This is a genomic window from Phytohabitans kaempferiae (assembly GCF_042433955.1).
In the GTDB taxonomy this organism is placed as follows: Bacteria; Actinomycetota; Actinomycetes; order Mycobacteriales; family Micromonosporaceae; genus Phytohabitans; species Phytohabitans kaempferiae.
This window is the reverse complement of sequence record NZ_JBHLUH010000063.1, coordinates 1-13,071: the sequence shown is the minus strand read 5'-3', so window position 1 is coordinate 13,071 and position 13,071 is coordinate 1. Positions and strand designations below refer to the sequence as shown.

The 13,071-nt window shown below is 72.2% G+C and carries 17 protein-coding genes; 7 read left to right on the top strand and 10 right to left on the bottom strand.

The annotated features are described in order from the left end of the window. Nucleotides 1–61 precede the first annotated feature (61 nt). Together ACFFIA_RS30355 and ACFFIA_RS30350 are read left to right on the top strand one after the other, a co-directional pair. The gene (locus tag ACFFIA_RS30355; protein WP_377257351.1) at nucleotides 62–1,408 is read left to right on the top strand and encodes an LPXTG cell wall anchor domain-containing protein; all 1,347 of its coding nucleotides are present in this window, start codon (nucleotides 62–64) and stop codon (nucleotides 1,406–1,408) included. 180 nt (nucleotides 1,409–1,588) lie between these two features. Continuing rightward, complete coding sequence (locus tag ACFFIA_RS30350; protein WP_377257348.1) at nucleotides 1,589–2,359, top strand: PaaI family thioesterase; 771 nt, start codon at nucleotides 1,589–1,591, stop codon at nucleotides 2,357–2,359. Here the strand turns inward: ACFFIA_RS30350 and ACFFIA_RS30345 are convergent. After that, nucleotides 2,307–2,537 carry a hypothetical protein gene (locus ACFFIA_RS30345; protein ID WP_377257345.1) on the bottom strand — a complete coding sequence of 77 codons (231 nt, stop codon included), beginning with the start codon at nucleotides 2,535–2,537 and terminating at the stop codon, nucleotides 2,307–2,309. The two genes, ACFFIA_RS30350 and ACFFIA_RS30345, sit on opposite strands and share 53 nt — an antisense overlap. Before the next feature lie 86 nt (nucleotides 2,538–2,623). Between ACFFIA_RS30345 and ACFFIA_RS30340 the strand changes: the two genes are divergently transcribed. Genes ACFFIA_RS30340 through ACFFIA_RS30330 form a run of 3 tightly spaced genes read left to right on the top strand, consistent with a single transcriptional unit; the run spans nucleotide 2,624 to nucleotide 4,940 of the window. After that, the gene (locus tag ACFFIA_RS30340) at nucleotides 2,624–3,007 is read left to right on the top strand and encodes a PadR family transcriptional regulator (protein WP_377257342.1); all 384 of its coding nucleotides are present in this window, start codon (nucleotides 2,624–2,626) and stop codon (nucleotides 3,005–3,007) included. Beyond that, a complete protein-coding gene (locus ACFFIA_RS30335) occupies nucleotides 3,004–3,696 on the top strand; it encodes an RDD family protein (RefSeq protein WP_377257340.1) in 693 nt (230 codons plus the stop codon). The genes ACFFIA_RS30340 and ACFFIA_RS30335 overlap by 4 nt, the downstream gene beginning before the upstream one ends. A gap of 11 nt (nucleotides 3,697–3,707) precedes the next feature. Further along, nucleotides 3,708–4,940, top strand: coding sequence for an alpha/beta fold hydrolase (locus ACFFIA_RS30330; protein WP_377257337.1), 1,233 nt, complete (start codon nucleotides 3,708–3,710; stop codon nucleotides 4,938–4,940). 104 nt (nucleotides 4,941–5,044) lie between these two features. Here ACFFIA_RS30330 and ACFFIA_RS30325 read toward each other — a convergent pair whose 3' ends face one another. From ACFFIA_RS30325 to ACFFIA_RS30295, 7 genes are read right to left on the bottom strand one after another with little or no spacing between them, the layout of a single operon-like run. Further along, nucleotides 5,045–5,203, bottom strand: a complete 159-nt coding sequence (locus ACFFIA_RS30325; RefSeq protein ID WP_377257334.1) for a hypothetical protein — start codon at nucleotides 5,201–5,203, stop codon at nucleotides 5,045–5,047. Continuing rightward, entirely contained in the window at nucleotides 5,200–5,544 is a 345-nt protein-coding gene (locus ACFFIA_RS30320; protein ID WP_377257331.1) for a PRC-barrel domain-containing protein, read from the bottom strand. Before ACFFIA_RS30320 ends, ACFFIA_RS30325 begins: the two co-directional genes overlap by 4 nt. Further along, a complete protein-coding gene (locus tag ACFFIA_RS30315) occupies nucleotides 5,541–5,930 on the bottom strand; it encodes a hypothetical protein (protein ID WP_377257328.1) in 390 nt (129 codons plus the stop codon). Before ACFFIA_RS30315 ends, ACFFIA_RS30320 begins: the two co-directional genes overlap by 4 nt. Beyond that, a complete protein-coding gene (locus ACFFIA_RS30310; RefSeq protein WP_377257325.1) occupies nucleotides 5,930–7,159 on the bottom strand; it encodes an NRAMP family divalent metal transporter in 1,230 nt (409 codons plus the stop codon). Before ACFFIA_RS30310 ends, ACFFIA_RS30315 begins: the two co-directional genes overlap by 1 nt. A 9-nt stretch (nucleotides 7,160–7,168) precedes the next feature. Continuing rightward, nucleotides 7,169–7,627 (bottom strand): hypothetical protein, encoded by a 459-nt coding sequence (locus ACFFIA_RS30305; protein WP_377257322.1) that lies wholly within the window; start codon nucleotides 7,625–7,627, stop codon nucleotides 7,169–7,171. Between the two features lie 3 nt (nucleotides 7,628–7,630). Further along, a complete protein-coding gene (locus tag ACFFIA_RS30300; RefSeq protein WP_377257319.1) occupies nucleotides 7,631–7,822 on the bottom strand; it encodes a hypothetical protein in 192 nt (63 codons plus the stop codon). A 24-nt stretch (nucleotides 7,823–7,846) separates the two neighbouring features. Continuing rightward, nucleotides 7,847–9,049, bottom strand: coding sequence for a site-2 protease family protein (locus ACFFIA_RS30295; protein WP_377257452.1), 1,203 nt, complete (start codon nucleotides 9,047–9,049; stop codon nucleotides 7,847–7,849). 183 nt (nucleotides 9,050–9,232) lie between these two features. Here ACFFIA_RS30295 and ACFFIA_RS30290 point away from each other — a divergent pair, with 183 nt between their 5' ends. Continuing rightward, nucleotides 9,233–10,210 carry a phosphotransferase gene (locus tag ACFFIA_RS30290; protein ID WP_377257316.1) on the top strand — a complete coding sequence of 326 codons (978 nt, stop codon included), beginning with the start codon at nucleotides 9,233–9,235 and terminating at the stop codon, nucleotides 10,208–10,210. An 85-nt stretch (nucleotides 10,211–10,295) separates the two neighbouring features. Here ACFFIA_RS30290 and ACFFIA_RS30285 read toward each other — a convergent pair whose 3' ends face one another. Beyond that, entirely contained in the window at nucleotides 10,296–10,526 is a 231-nt protein-coding gene (locus ACFFIA_RS30285) for a hypothetical protein (RefSeq protein WP_377257313.1), read from the bottom strand. A gap of 66 nt (nucleotides 10,527–10,592) precedes the next feature. Next, nucleotides 10,593–12,215 carry an ABC-F family ATP-binding cassette domain-containing protein gene (locus tag ACFFIA_RS30280; RefSeq protein WP_377257310.1) on the bottom strand — a complete coding sequence of 541 codons (1,623 nt, stop codon included), beginning with the start codon at nucleotides 12,213–12,215 and terminating at the stop codon, nucleotides 10,593–10,595. A 290-nt stretch (nucleotides 12,216–12,505) separates the two neighbouring features. On the opposite strand from ACFFIA_RS30280, the gene ACFFIA_RS30275 reads away from it, so the two are divergent. Further along, entirely contained in the window at nucleotides 12,506–12,730 is a 225-nt protein-coding gene (locus ACFFIA_RS30275) for a hypervirulence associated TUDOR domain-containing protein (RefSeq protein WP_377257307.1), read from the top strand. Nucleotides 12,731–13,071: the final 341 nt, after the last annotated feature.

Sequence of the window (13,071 nt, the reverse complement as noted above, 5' to 3'; positions counted from 1 at the left end):
GCTGGTTGCGCTCTGGAGGTCAAACGCTTCCCACTGCGCAACCATTCGGAGGTTCAATTCGATGACGACGGTCCCCCGCCGCCGTACCTCGCCCGCAAGCCGCCGTATCGGCGCCGCGGTTGCCACGCTCCTGGCCGTGGTCGCGCCGTTGCCACTCGGCGGGCCCGCCTCGGCGGCTCCCGCCCAGGCGCCGGCCGACTGCGCTGACGTGGCGTTCACCGCCCGATCCACGGCGGATCTGCTCAAGCTCAGCGTCCTGGACATCGACCTGCTCGGGCTGGACCTGCCCGCGTTGGCAGACGTGCGCCTCGCCACCGCGGCGGGCACGGTCGACAGCGACGGCGAGCCCCACAAGTCGTCCGCCACGGCCACGTACGCCGATGCCAAGCTGCTCGGCCTCCAACTGCCCGGCCTGCCGGCCCAGGGCGCGGTGGCCAGCCAGCACGCGCCGAGGGAGGTCGGGGACACCGCCGCCGAGGTCGTCGGCCCGCACGAGGTGACGCTCGGCTCGCTGAACGCGAACGGGCTCCTCGGCGTGACCCTCGGCAAGTCGACGGCGGAGGCCCATTGGGAAGACGCGTACCGGTGCGGCAAGACCGGGCCACTGACCCGGTCGTCGACCACGCTCGCCGATGTCGCCGTGCTCAACGGTGAGGGTCCGCTCCCGGCGATCCAGGCGGTGACGAAGGCGACCGGCGCGGCCAAGCAGACCAGCCTGGCCCGGCTCGGCCCCACCATCGCCGCCCAGACCGCGACCGACGTCGTACCGCTCGGCGGTGAGCGGGTCGGTGTGGCCGCCGCCGCCGGCGCGGCGCTGACCGACCTGTCGCTGTTCGACGGCACCGCGCAGGAGATCTCGATCAAGGTCGTCACGCAGCCGAAGCTGATCGCGATCGCCGGTGGAACGGCGCGGGACTCCGTCGTCAGCTACCAGCCCGCGGTCCTCGAGGTCACCGCCGCCGGCAAGCCGGTGGCAAACCTCGAAGCCGCCGGTACCAGCGTCTCGCTGAACCTCTTCGGGCGGCTGGCACCGGGTGAGACCACCGTCCGCAAGGGCAACTCGCTGCTGACCGTACGGCTGTCGCTGGGCGGGCTGGAGCAGCAGATCACCGACCGCCAGGTCAGCGCCGAGGCGGCCAGCCTCCGCCTCGAGGTGATGGTCGGCCGGTCCCACCTGCTCGACGTGGCCATCGGGCACCTGTCGGTCAACGCCTCGGCGCCGGTGATGCGGGTACCTCCGGTCGAGCCGCCGACCGAGGAGCCCGGTAGTGGCCAGGGCGGCGGCACGTTGCCGGTGACCGGCGCCAACGCCGCCGTCGTCGCCGGTGCCGGTGTCGGCCTGCTCGCCGTCGGGGTCGGGGTGTTCCTGCTCGCCCGACGCCGGCGCGTCCACCTGACAGTCGAGTAGCAAAGCACCATCGGGGGCGGGCTCGGCGACGAGCCCGCCCCCGAAGACATCACCAGGTCCGTTCCGCCAGCACCGGTTTCCCGTGGCTCCCGTCACACGATAGCCAACCAGATGGTTGGTTATGCTGAGGGTGCGTCCTCGCCCTGCCCGGCGGGGTCCCACCGGACAAAGGGAGGCGGAATGGCGCCGGATCCGCTCGCGACCTCGGTGTCGTTTTCGAGGACCCAACTCAGCGCGGAGGATCTCCAACGGCACGACGACGCGTACGGCGCGCTCACCGAGGCCGTACGGGAGCTGTGCGACGCCCAACTGAGGACGCGGGTGAGCCTCGACGAGGCCGGTGCCGTGACCGAGGAGATCCAAGCACTCACGCGCCGGCTGCTCGCGGACGCCCGTCCGGGCGCGCTGGGAATGGAGCTGGACCACGACGGCGGGGGGCGCGAGCACGGCAACGCCGTCCTTGGCCTGCGAAACCCCATCGCGATGGCGGTCGGGCCACATTCGATGTTCTGGGACGGCAACGGCGCTTCCGCCACCTTGGCGCTCGGGCCGGTTTACGAGGGGCCGTCCGGCTGTGTACACGGCGGCGTGATCGCCCTTGTCCTGGACCAGTTGTTCGCCGAGGCCGCCGCGGCCGCGGGCCATCCCGGGATGACCGCCGGGCTGACGTTGACGTACCGCCGGCCGACGCCGCTCGGCACGGTCCGCGTCAGCGCCTGGGTCGAGAAGGTGGACGGCCGCAAGCGCGTCGTGAAGGCACGCTGCGAGGACGCCGACGGCAATCTCACCGTCGAAGGTGAGGCGCTGCTGATCCTCCCTCGGCGGATACTCGAGATGGACGCCGTCTGGCCGAAGCGCCCGCCGAAGGCGGTTCGCGACACGCGACCGAAGCCAGCGTCTACATCGGACTCGGCTGACCTTCCAGATCGGCGGGGAGAACCGGCTCGGTGAGCAGGCGGCGCACGCGCGCGGCCCGATCGGGGTGGTCGAGCCAGGGGCGCAGCAGCCGCCAGCCGTGGTAGTAGCCGAGGACGTAGATGTTCATCCCGGGGGTACGGGCGAAGTCGATGGCCCATCTCGCCTCCGCCTCCGTACCAGTGCCAGCGGGGCCAGGACGGCCAGGCGGCACGGCTCCTTGGACGTTGACCTGATCAAGCCCTCGCCATGCCGCCTCCATGCCTTGTCGTCCGAGGCATCGGGTCATACCATGCTTCCGTGACACGGGACCTGGGGCAGCCGGAGCCGGGGGCGCTCGACCGGCTCCGGCGGGAGCTGGCCCGGGGCACGGCGGAGCTGGCCGTCCTGTCTGTCCTCGACACCGGCCGCCGCTACGGATACGAGCTGCTGAAGCTGCTGCAAGGCACCGCCGACGGGGTGCTGGAGGTCAAGGAGGGCACGCTCTATCCGTTGCTGCACCGGCTCGAGGACGGCGGTCACATCACCGCGGAGTGGGAGGCGGCAGGCCGGGTGCGGCCCCGGAAGTACTACGCCATCACGCCCGATGGAAGGGACCGGTTGGCGATGCTGCGTAAGGAGTGGAACAGCGTGGTCGACGGGATGCGGGCTCTGCTGGAGGCACTCGACGGGAGTGGTCGATGACCGACGACGAGCGCATCGTCCAGTACGCCGGCGTGGTGCGGCGCCAGCTGGCCTGCCCACCGGCCGAGGCGGAGGCGCGCGGCCAAGAGCTGGTGGAGCACCTGCGCGACGCGGCCGACGCCGGGGCGCTCGACGAGGCATTTCACGGCCTTGGGTCGGCTGAGCAGGCCGCGGCGGCGTTCGCCCGGGAGCGGTCGGCGTCGGATGCCCCGCTCGCGCGGCGGTTTGGGGCGGCGTTGCTGGACAATCTCCCGCTCGTCCTGGTCAGCGTCGCGCTCGCGGTGCGGGGGCTGTCCGGGGCGACGACGGTCCTGGCGTTCCCGCCGCATGTCTACTTCGAGGCCGGTGGTGCCTGCGTCGCGCTGACGCCCGGCGGCGGCTGCGTCTACGACGACCCGGGCCTTCTGTACACGCTCGCTCTCCCGCTCGCGCTGGCCTGGTCGATCCTCGGACTGGGGGTCATGGAGAGCCGGCTGGGCGGGTCGCCGGGCAAGCTGCTGTTCAACCTGCGCGTGGTCACCGAGGACGGGCTGCGGATCCGGCCGGCGGTGGGCGTCCTGCGGCGGCTCAGCTTCCTCGTCGGGCCGCTCGCCTGGCTCGACTGGACGCCGCTTCTGCTCAGCCGCCGGCGCCGCGTGATGGAGTACCTCGCCCGTACGCGCGTGATCGTCGCGCCCGTGGCGTCGTGAAGGGAGCCGTGATGCGGAGACTGGGCGGTGCGGTGCTGGTGCTGGCGGCCCTGCCCGTCGGGGTCGTCGCCGGCCTGGTGGTGCTGCTGGCCGCCGCGGCGCTGACTGGAAGCCGCGTCGCGGCGGTGCTCCTCGCCGTGCTCGCCACGGCTACGGGCGCCGCCGCTCTCGCCCTGCCGGCGGCCAGGTTGCTGACGCCCGGACAGCCGCCACCGCATCGTGCGCGGCGGTGGACGACGGTCGGTGTCACCGGGGCGGTCACCAGCGTTTTCCTCGCCCTGGCGGCGGTGCTGGTCCTGCCTTCCGGTTCGTCCAATGTGCTCACCGAGCCGCCCGGCGTGCGCCACTGGCAACTGCCGACCGGTTCACGGTTGGCCTACGTCCACACGCCGGCGCAGGCCGCGCCCCGGGACGCGCCGGTCGTGATCGTCCACGGTGGACCCGGTGCGCCCGAGCTGGGCGACCCGGGGCTCACCGCTCGGCTGGCCGCCGCCGGATACGACGTGTACGCCTACCACCAGTTCGGCGCCGGGCTGTCCAGCCGGGCCACCGACATCGCCGAGTACACCGTGGCTCGCCACGTCGCCGACCTGGACGCCGTCCGCGCGGCCATCGGAGTCGAGCGGCTCACCCTCGTCGGCGCCTCGTGGGGTGCCCAGCTCATCGCCAACTACCTGGCCGCCCATCCGGAGCGCGTGGCCCGCGCCGTCCTGACCTCACCGGGAACGATCTGGTCCCCGGCGTTTCCCAGCTCCACGCAGCTGACCCCGGCCGGGCGTCGCGACCAGCAGGATGTCGTCGACACGCATCCCCGCTTCATGATCGCGCACGTCGTGCTCGCCGTCGCCGGCCCGCGCGCCGCGCGGACCCTGCTGCCCGAGCGGGGGATGGACGCCGAGTACGAGGCGCTGGTCGGCGGACTGGACATGCGCCCCGGCTGCGCCGGACCGGGCGGCGCCGACGACGCTGGCACCGAGCCCGCCGGCTTCGGCTTCTGGGCCAACGCGATGACGGTCCGTGACGCCGGACAGGCTCCGGACCCGCGCCCAGCCCTGCGCGGCCTGGAGACACCGGTCCTGGTGCTGCGCGGCGAGTGCGACTACATCGCGCCTGCGGTCGCCGCCGAGTATGGCCAACTGCTGCCCAACACCACACTCGTCGACGTGCCCGACGCCGGGCACGACATCGCCCGCGACCAGCCACGGGTCTACCACGAACGGATCACCCGGTTCCTCTCGGACTGAGGCTGTCGCCATCTGACCCGGGGCCGGCACCGCCGGCCGGCTGGGCGCTGCCGAGCGGGCCTGCCGCAGCATGCCGCGCCTCGCGCCGGACACCGGCCACACCGTCATCGCCGTGATCGCCCTCGCCGCCGAAACAGCGCTCGCCCGCGCCGCGGCCGCCCTCCGGATTCTCGCCGGCGCAGGATGAGGTAGACCAGGAAACCGCAGAGCAGGAAGAACGTGCCCCACGCGATGAGGAAGGCGAAGCCACCGGTCTGGGTCATCGATGCCGCTTCGGCGGGTGGGACAGCTCCGCACGCTTCCGGCTGATCTCGACCCGGGCGTCGCTGATCCGGGTGACGTCGGACCAACGGACGATCAGCGAGCGTCCGGTCAGGCGGCGCAGCAGTGGCGTCAACGGCCATGGGGCCAGCAGGTCCCCGTGGTCATACCCCAGGCGGTGGGCGAGACCGATGGGGCCGCACTCCAGCGCGGTGAGGCGATGCCGCACCTCCGCGCCGGACCCGTTGGCCGGCTGGACCTCGAATCGCAGGTCGCGGACCGCGCCGACCGGCTTCCCCTCGACGTCGTACACGGTCGCTCCGAGCAGGTCGGTGGCCCTCACGAGCCCGCTCCCGGGAGCCGGCCGATGATGTGGTCGCGGGTCCAGTCCCGGAACCGGTCGGCGTCGAGCTGGTCGCGGGAGACCCTGAGCCGAAGCTGCAGGCGGTCGGCGTAGTCGATGTCCTCGGCGGGAATCCGGTTCGGGTAGGGGTCGTCCTTCGGCCGCATCCGCCGCCCGATCGCCGCCCACCAGATGCCGAGGCGGCCGCCGATACGCGGGCCCAGGGCGGTCGGTCCGCACAGGAGCGCGGAGATGTAGGGCTCGCCGCCGTCGTCCGGCTCGGTCAGCTCCAGGTCGTCGACCTTGCCGACGGCCGCGCCGTCGACGTCGTAGATCTGCCGGTCGAGCAGCAGTTCATCGGCGGTGAACCGGTGCGGCGTCCGCATCACTGGCCCGCTTTCGTAATGAAGATCAACGGTAGCGCGACGACCGAGACGACCGTCATGCCGAGCAGGAAGGTCACCGCGAGGCCGTTCACCCAGCGGCGATTGACGTACCGGCCCATGTACCTACGGTCGTTCGCCACGGTCAGGACCGGGAAGTAGGTCAGCGGGACGGCGGCGGCGCCGAGCACGACGGAGACGACGGTGAGGGTGATCGGATCGATGCTGGTCAGGATGAACGCCGTCGCGACGACAACCGCGACCAGGCAGGCGAGGTGAAACCGGGGCGCGTCGCGAGGCGGCCGGTCCTTGCCCCACCCCCAGCCGAAGAACTGGGCGACGCTGTAGCCGATGGAGAGGGTGCACTCGACCCCGGCCGCGAAGATCGCCGCGGTGAAGCCGGTGAGGGCGAGCACCAGGCCGACCGGCCCGAGTGCCTCGACGACCGGCAGGGCCACCTGACCAAGGTGGCTGACGTCGATCTGGGCCGGTCGCAGCACCACGACCGCGGCCGCCATGATCGCGACGGAGAGCAGGCCGCCGAGCGGAAAGCCGATCAGGGCATTGAGCCGCATCTCGCGGAGGTCCTTGGCGGTCCAGTGCTCCTCCCGGCCGCCTGACGCGAAGAACACCACCTGGTACGGGGTGACGCAGGCGCCGAAGAGCGATATCGCGTAGAAGAGGTACATCGGATGGCCCTCCTGAGCGGGGACCCAGGGATGCGTCACGCCGTGCCCGATCGCGCCCCAGTCGGTGGGCAGCGCGAACAGGGCCACGACGAAGACGAGGAGGGTGAGGCCGAGCATCCCGAACAGGTTTTCCAGTACGGAGATCCGCCACCACCACACGACGAGCCACATCGCCGCGCCGATCCACGGTACCCACACGAGGTAGTTGACACCGGTCACCAACTCGAGGACGAGCGCCAGCCCACCGATCTCCGCGGCCAGGGTCAGCACGGCGAGCAGCACGAACGCGACCAGGTTGAGCATCGCCGTACGCACGCCGAGGCGTTCGCGGATGACGTGGAAGACCGGTCGCCGGGCCACCGACGCCACCCGGCCGGCCATTTCGCCGTACAGCGTCATGGCGATCGTGCCGGCGATGATCGCCCAGGTCAGTGACATGCCGAACCGCGCGCCGGAGATTCCGCTGGTGACCAGGTTGCCGATGTCGACGAAGCCACCGATCGAGGTCATGATCCCCAGGGACAGCCGGAAGAGTCGACTCATCTGGCGGGCCTACTGGATCGCGGCGACCTGCTGAGCCGGCCCCGCCAATCCGGCCAACCCTGTCCGCATGCCCGCACGGTCCTCGCGCCGGACCGCGATCCGCACGGCCCGCAACGCGTCGACGGCGTCCTGGAAGGGTTGCCGTACCCGCTGGTACAGCGCGATCGCCTCCCGGTTGGGCGGCTGGCGGCTGAAGAGGGCGGTGGTGGCGGATTCCGCGTCCGACTCGGCCTGGCTCACCGTCGCGTCCGTGAACGCGAAGATCGCCTTGCCGTCCAGTCGCAGCCGCACGGCGAGATCGGCCGAGGCGATGGCGGAGGAGAGCTGCCGGGCCGTGCTGGCCACCTTCTCGCGGTAGCCGGCCTCGGTCACCACCGGGCCGGTACAGCCGCTGATGGCGGCCCAGACCAGGGCGAGGACCGCGAGGAGGCGGAACGTCGACCGGTCCGCGCGGCCACGGACCGGCATGCGCTAGCCATCCTCGCGCCCGGCGCCGTACTGGCCGCCGCCAGCGGACCCGACCCGCCGAGTGTGTTCGTCGTGGCGTCGTGCGGCGGCGTCCGCGTCCGTGGGCTCGTAGCCCGCGCCCTCCTGCCGCGCCACACGTCTCTGGAGTTCGTCGGGCTCGATCGGCTTCTCGCCGTCCGTTCGCGGATCGCCCATTTGTCCCCTTTCGATCCGGCGTGGTTACCCGCGCTCGCCGCCGCCATGCCAGCCCGGCCTGCCGACTTCACCGACCGGCCCAGCGGTCTCCCATTCGCGCGCTCGCCCTCGCCCGCTCAGGTTGAGGTGTTCCACGGCGCGGCTGATGTCACGGGGAGAGACGATCCCGACAAGGCGGTCGTCCTCGACCACCAGGGCGCGTCCGTCGGCGCATCCGTTCAGCCGCGGGAGCAGGTCGTTGACCGGCTCCTGCGGTGTCGTCAGCGTGAGTTGGTCGGCCGGGCAGGACACGTCGGACAGCCTGGTGTAGCCACGCTGTTCCAGCGGCACCTGCCGCACCCGGTCCAGCGTCACCATCCCGACCGGCCGGCCCTGGTCGGTGACCGGGAAGGCGGTGTGCCGGTGACGCATGAGGACGTCGTCGACGAACTCGGCGACCGAGACGTCGGGCGCCACGGTCTGCGGCCGCGCGGACATCACATCGCCGACGCGTACCCCGGACAGCGCCCCGGTGACCCGGGTCTGGGCCTCTTCGGCGCCCGCCGCGCCCAGCACGAACCAGCCCAGCAACGCCAGCCACAGACCACCGAGGTATCCGCGCAGAAACAGCTCCAAGAAGCCCAACGCGATCAGTGCGGCCCCGAGGATCCGCCCGGCCCGCGCTGCGGCGATCGCCGCCCGGGTCTTGTCACCCAACAGTTTCCACAGGCCGGCGCGAAGCAGGCGGCCGCCGTCGAGCGGTGCCGCCGGCAGCACGTTGAACACCGCGAGGGCCAGGTTGATGACGGCCAGCCAGACGAACACACCGCCGACCAGGCCCGTGCCGCCCATCCGTATGGCGATCGCGACGGCCCCGAACACCACACCGATCAGCAGGCTCACGAGCGGGCCGATGCCGGCGATTCGTGCCTCGGTGCCCGGATCGCGGGCCTCGCCGCGTATCTCGGCTATGCCCCCGAGCAGCCAGAGCGTGATCTGCTTGACCTCCAGCCCGTTTCGCTTCGCCACGATCGCGTGGGACAGCTCGTGGGCGAGCAGGCCGGCGAAGAAGACCGTGGCGGCGCACAGACCCGCGACCGCGTACGCCCACCGGGGATGTCCGGGGTAGCCCGCGGGAAGGCTTCCGGCGGCCAATCCCACCGTGATGAGCACAAAAATGACCAGGACACTCCAGTTGACGCGGATCGGGACGCCGGCGATCCGTCCGACCCGGAAGCTCCCACGCACCGGGCTCACCCCCCTTCCTTCTCCACCCTGCGGCGGCTACCCGCCGCCGGGGGCGGCAAACCCGCGCGGTGCCACCTTCCCCGAGCGGGCGACGGTTGGTTCCGCCCCCACGGCCACGGCTCGCGGTGGCACCTGCCGTAAACCTGGATGCGGCTGACCTGGCCGTGGCGCTAGGGTCACGGCGTGCGAGCGCCGACCGAAGAGTCCATCGTGGATGGCAATGACTGGACGTCGCCGGCGTGGCGGGCCGCGGCTGACCAGTGGGTCAGCGAGCGCCTCGCCGCGCGGGGCACGCCGGTCACCGGGCCGATCGAGCAGCACCGGGTGCGCCCGTGGTCGGTGACCCACCGCGCGCCGACCACGGCCGGATGGCACTGGTTCAAGGCCAACACGTTCGGCTGCCGGTACGAGGCGCCGCTCGCGGAGGCGCTGGCCGCCTGGGCGCCGGAGGCGGTGCTGCCGCCGGTCGCGGTGCACGCCGCGCGGGGCTGGCTGCTCACCGCCGACGCGGGCGCCATCCTGCGCGAGACGGGCCGGCTCGAAGACTGGGCGGCGTTCGTCGAGGAGTACGCCGAGCTGCAACGGGCGCTGGCGCACAAGGCGGAGGCGATGGTCGCGCTGGGCGTACCCGATCAGCGCCCCTCGCTCCTGCCTGAGCTGCTCGGCGGGCTGCTGGAGGATCCCGTGGTGCGGGCCGGCCTCGGCACCGAGCGGGTGGCCGCCGTCGAGGCCGTGGTGCCCGACGTGGCCGAGTGGTGCGCCGAGCTGGCCGCCGACGGGGTGGCCGCGTCGCTGCAACACGACGACCTGCACGACGGCAACGTGTTCGCCGGACCGTACCGCTTCTTCGACTGGGGCGACGCGAGCGTGGCGCATCCCTTCGGGACGCTGCTGGTGACGCTGTCGTCGGCGACGTACCGGTTTGGGCTCGCTCCCGGCGACGCGGAGCTCCTGCGGCTGCGCGACGCGTACCTGTCGGGCTGGTCCGGCGGGGCGGCGGCGCTGCGGCGATCGGCGACGCTGGCGTGCCGGGTGACCCGGTTGAGCCGGGCGCTGTCGTGGTGGCGGGCGCTGGACCGCTCCGCGCTGCCGGTCGCCGACGAGTGGCGCTCCGCCCCGGCGGAGTGGCTGGCCGAGCTGACCGAGCCCGACGTCGTCTGACCGCCACTCGCGCCGGTTGTCCCGGTCCGGGCCGGTGCGTGTGCCTCGCCAGGTTGGGCACACGCAGCCGAAACCAACCAACCGATCAGTTGAAGATGTACGCGCCGGCCGGCACGCGGACATTCTCGTACGGGCTGCGCGGACCGGTACGCGTGGAGCCGTTCGCGGTCGCGACCGTGGCGTCCGGTGCGGGCGGCCGTCTCCCGAAGCAGGCGCCAGTCGTGTCCGTCGTACGCGGGGCGGTGCCGGCGCAGCTCCGCGCCGTCCGGCCGGCGTACAGGCTCTCCCGCTCACCACGGGCCGCGACCACGCGCACCGGCGGGGAGAACCGGCTGCCGTCACCCGGCGGGATCGCGCGGCGCGACGCAGCCTTGCCGATTCCCTAGAGCGTGAGCCTCGGCCACTCCTTGACGTCCCGGAGCAGTTGGCGATCGTGGCTCGACAGCACCACCGCGGCCCGCGTACCGCGCAACGCCTCCGTGAGCTCGTCGACAAGTGCGATCGAGAGATGGTTCGTCGGCTCGTCCAGCAGGAGCAGGTGCGGTCGCGAGGCGAGTGCCAGGGCGAGGTCCAGCCGTCGCTGCTGACCCACCGACAGCGTTCCGACGCGCTTGCTCGCCTCGCGCGGGCGCAGGAGCCCGAGCGACGACAGCCCGATGGCTTCTCCGGGCGGGATCAGGCCCGCGGAGACGAGCTTGTCCACGTGCGTCGCGTAGACGTCGCTGGCGCGCCGCTGAAGCGGAAGCGCCACCTCCTGGTGGAGCAGCACGATGCGCGCTGTGTGCGACCGGTGGACCCGCCCTCCCGTGGCCGGCAGCTCGCCGGCCAGTACGGCGAGCAATGTGGACTTGCCGGCGCCGTTCGGTCCGGTCACGACGAGCCGGGACCCGCCCCGCAGGGTGACCGACGTGGGCGAGGAGAGCCGTCCGTCCACTGTCACCTTCTCGGCGGTGAGCAGAGTCGCTCCGGCTCGCGTCGCGAGCTCGGGGAAACGCAGCGGCTGCGGCGGCTCCGGCATCGTCACCGCGTGCGCCTCCAGAGCCGCCCGCCTGCGATGGACACTCTGCACGAGCCCGGCCGCCCGGGTCGCTCGCTGGTGCTTGCCGGTGCCCTTGTCGGGACGCCATCCGGTGACCAGCCGGTTCTGCGCGGCACTGAGGTCGTCCCGCAGCCGAGCCCTCTCCGACTGCTGCCGGTCGTATTCCTGTTCCCAGCGCTCGCGCTCGGCGCGGCGGCCCTCCCGGTAGCCGTCGTACCCGCCACTGTGGACGCGGGGCCGGTCGTCAGGCGTCGGATCGAGGTCGACGATGGTCTGCGCGACGTCCGCCAGCAGCGCTCGATCGTGGCTCACCACCACGACTCCACCGGTACGGGCGCGGAGGCGCTCGGTCAGAAACTCCAGCCCGTTGCGGTCCAGGTGGTTGGTGGGCTCGTCGAGCAGCAGGAAATCGGCGTCACCGCCGAGCAGGCAGGCCAGACGTACCCGGTACCGCTGACCCACTGACAGCTCCGACAGGCGCCGCGACCAGTCGGACTCGGCCTCCAGCGCGTCGAGAGCGACGCGGACCCTGCGTTCCGCGTCCCAGGCGTCGAGGATCTCGGCGCGTTCCAGTGCGGCGGCGTAGCGCTCGTCCGCGGTCTCGTCGCCGTCCGCGAGGGCGATGCTCGCCGCGTCGAGTGCGCTGAGCGCGGCGAGCGAGTCGGCCACAGCGTCGGCGACGGCCTCGCCGACCGTGCGTTCGTCCGCCGTCGACATCTCCTGCTCGGCGAGCCCGAGCGTGCCGATGCGAGAGACGGAGCCTTCGTCCGGTGCCAGCCGGCCGGCGAGCAGGTGCAGCAGGGTCGACTTGCCGCGACCGTTCTCGCCCACGATCGCGATTCGTGAGGCGGGGGTCACGGTCAGATCCACCGCGGTGAGAACGGGAACCGCGCCCAGCGCGACAGAGGCCCCGGAGAGAACGATCTGTGCGCGTGCGCGCGCGGGCAGAACTGTTGGTGTGAGCACTTGGCTCCTTCGAGGCGTACGCGCCAACGCCGCCCGGGAGGGGCGGGGCGCGTGAGATGACGGCGACCCGGCAGGGGTCAGGACAACACGACCGCCGCACGCTCGGAGTGGTCTCGACGAGCGCGGGCGGCCTGGTCAGCCGTCACAGGAAGTACAAATGCACCAGGCCACTGTACCGCACGGCGCCGCCAGCCTCGGCGCCGTGCGATGTGATGTGCCGCTGCCGTCAGCTCCGCATTGGTGGAGGTGTGCCCGCGTGGATCGCGGGTAGATGGCGTCGGGGGTGCGCGATGCGTGACGAGTTTCGTAGCGGTGACCGGGTCGAGTGGAGCAGCCACGGCGGCACGGCGCGCGGTGAGGTGATCCGGAAGATCACGTCTCGGACGGAGGCGGCCGGGCGTACCGTCGCGGCCTCGGCGGAGGCGCCGCAGTACCTGGTGCGCAGCGACAACGGTGGCGAGGCGGTGCACAAGCCGGAGGCCCTGCGGCGCCGGGCGGGAGGGCGCGACACGTAGCGGATGCCACCGAGCGCGCCTGCCCGCTCCCGGCGCCCCGCGCTAGACGATTCAAGCCCCGCTTGTGAGCGGTTCCCGCTTCCCTGCAGGAGACACATGGGCGCTCGACGGCACCTAGTTTCGGTGGATCGTGGTATGGAGCTGGGGCGGTTCCATACCACGATCCACTGCTGATCCGACGCGCGCGCGGACGCTGTGCGATCCACTCAGACCTCGACCCCGAAAGGTCTGTGGTGAGCTTTCGAGGTGGAGGTCCGGCCATCAGGCTGCACGCCGGCGCGGCGAGCTGCCGGATCTAGTCCCTGTCGCCTCTGGCGGGCGGCCCGTTCCGGGCTGAAAAT

Excerpts from the sequence above, each read along its gene's own strand:
- ACFFIA_RS30305 (WP_377257322.1), bottom strand. The coding sequence starts at position 7,627 with ATGCCGGTCCGTGGCCGCGCGGACCGGTCGACGTTCCGCCTCCTCGCG.
- ACFFIA_RS30355 (WP_377257351.1), top strand. The coding sequence starts at position 62 with ATGACGACGGTCCCCCGCCGCCGTACCTCGCCCGCAAGCCGCCGTATC.
- ACFFIA_RS30275 (WP_377257307.1), top strand. The coding sequence starts at position 12,506 with ATGCGTGACGAGTTTCGTAGCGGTGACCGGGTCGAGTGGAGCAGCCAC.
- ACFFIA_RS30300 (WP_377257319.1), bottom strand. The coding sequence starts at position 7,822 with ATGGGCGATCCGCGAACGGACGGCGAGAAGCCGATCGAGCCCGACGAA.
- ACFFIA_RS30315 (WP_377257328.1), bottom strand. The coding sequence starts at position 5,930 with ATGCGGACGCCGCACCGGTTCACCGCCGATGAACTGCTGCTCGACCGG.
- ACFFIA_RS30350 (WP_377257348.1), top strand. The coding sequence starts at position 1,589 with ATGGCGCCGGATCCGCTCGCGACCTCGGTGTCGTTTTCGAGGACCCAA.
- ACFFIA_RS30335 (WP_377257340.1), top strand. The coding sequence starts at position 3,004 with ATGACCGACGACGAGCGCATCGTCCAGTACGCCGGCGTGGTGCGGCGC.
- ACFFIA_RS30325 (WP_377257334.1), bottom strand. The coding sequence starts at position 5,203 with ATGACCCAGACCGGTGGCTTCGCCTTCCTCATCGCGTGGGGCACGTTC.
- ACFFIA_RS30330 (WP_377257337.1), top strand. The coding sequence starts at position 3,708 with ATGCGGAGACTGGGCGGTGCGGTGCTGGTGCTGGCGGCCCTGCCCGTC.
- ACFFIA_RS30310 (WP_377257325.1), bottom strand. The coding sequence starts at position 7,159 with ATGAGTCGACTCTTCCGGCTGTCCCTGGGGATCATGACCTCGATCGGT.